This is a genomic window from Roseivivax sp. CAU 1761 (assembly GCF_054482755.1).
In genome coordinates, this window is the sequence record NZ_JBTLRM010000069.1 from 1 (window position 1) to 1,597 (window position 1,597).

1 protein-coding gene is annotated in these 1,597 nt (G+C 62.9%); it reads left to right on the forward strand.

Going from position 1 to position 1,597, the window contains the following annotated elements; translation table 11 throughout:
• Positions 1–85: 85 nt before the first annotated feature.
• Positions 86–1,471 (forward strand): transposase, encoded by a 1,386-nt coding sequence (locus ACXYMW_RS19685; protein ID WP_459037031.1) that lies wholly within the window; start codon positions 86–88, stop codon positions 1,469–1,471.
• The last annotated feature ends 126 nt before the right edge of the window (positions 1,472–1,597 follow it).

A 1,597-nucleotide genomic window follows, 5' to 3' on the forward strand; every position in this document is an offset into this window, starting at 1 on the left:
CCGCCGATGCTGTTGAAAAAGTCTGTGTTGCAGCGCGGCAAGTCCTTCGATTCACTCAATCCTGAGGGGATGGGGGGATTTCGAGATGATGGGCAGGCAGGAGGCTCCGGCGCAGCTGTTCTACGAGTTCGATCTGGAGCAGCACGTCCCGGCCAACCATATTCTGCGAGAGATCGATCTGTTTCTTGACTGCGGCGGCTTGCGGGAGGCGCTGCGCCCTTTCTACAGCCACCTTGGCCGTCCATCCATCGACCCCGAACTCATCATCCGGATGCTGGTGATCGGCTACGTCATGGGCATCCGATCGGAACGTCGCCTCTGTGACGAGGTCCATCTGAACCTCGCCTATCGCTGGTTCTGCCGACTGGGCCTGGAGCGAAAGGTTCCGGATCACTCGACCTTCTCGCGCTATCGCCATGGCAAGTTCCGGGAGAGCAACTTGTTGCGTCAGGCCTTCGAAGCCACGGTCGAGCGCTGCCTGAAGGAAGACCTCGTGTCCGGCGAGGGCTTCGCTGTGGATGCGAGCCTGATCTCTGCCGACGCCAACAAGGTCCGGTCAATCGCGGCCGAGGATTGGAGTCCGGAGCGCGCACGTGAGGTCGGAAACAGGGCGGCGCGGGAATATCTGGAGACACTCGACGATGCCGCCTTCGGGGCCGCGTCGCCTGTCCAGCCGAAGTTCGTGGCGAAGTCCGATCCGGCCGCGCAATGGACCCGCGCCGAGGAAAGCCGTCCATACTTTGCCTACGCCACCAGCTACCTGATCGACACCAAGAGCGCGGTCATCATGGACGTCGAGGCGACGAGAGCAATCCGCCAGGCCGAAGTCGGAGCGTCGCGCACAATGCTTGACAGAACGGAGAAGCGGTTCGGTATCCGGCCGGACTGGCTGGCCGCCGACACCGCCTACGGCAACGCCGAGAACCTCGGATGGCTGGTCGAGAAGCGCGGCATCATCCCCTTCATCCCGGTCATCGACAAATCAGAGCGGACCGATGGCACCTGGTCCCGCTCCGACTTCGAATGGGACGAGGCGAACGAGCAATACATCTGCCCCGAGGGCCATGCTCTCAAGCAATTCCGCCGGAACTACTCTGATCCGAACCGGGGGCAGGATGCCGGCGGACGGAAGAAATACCGTGCCTTGAAGGCCACCTGCCAGGCCTGCCCATCCAAGGAAGTCTGCTGCCCGAAAGCGGAGGCGCGATACGTGACACGTGAGCCGCACGAGGAAGCACGCGAGTTCGCGCGCGAATGCCGCAAGACCAAGGCCTACAAGGTGTCCCGCGACAAGCGGAAGAAGGTGGAGATGCTCTTTGCCCACCTGAAGCGCATCCTTGGCCTGACCCGGCTACGCCTGCGTGGCCCCAACGGCGCCAAGGACGAGTTCCTCCTCGCCGCCATCGCTCAGAACCTCAGGAAACTTGCGAAGCTACGGCCCCAGAATGTGCTTCGGGAGGCCACGGCATGAGCGGAGCGGCCGAATAGCCGTATTGAGGCGGACAGACGGGCAGTTGCCCGAACGGAACGGCGGCGCGCCGACGTTTGGGCTGGCAAAACGGTCGTCCTCGACCGACTTCTTCAACACAATCCGCCC

Bases quoted from the DNA above. Each gene is read 5' to 3' on its own strand.
- ACXYMW_RS19685 (WP_459037031.1), top strand. From the start codon at position 86: ATGATGGGCAGGCAGGAGGCTCCGGCGCAGCTGTTCTACGAGTTCGAT.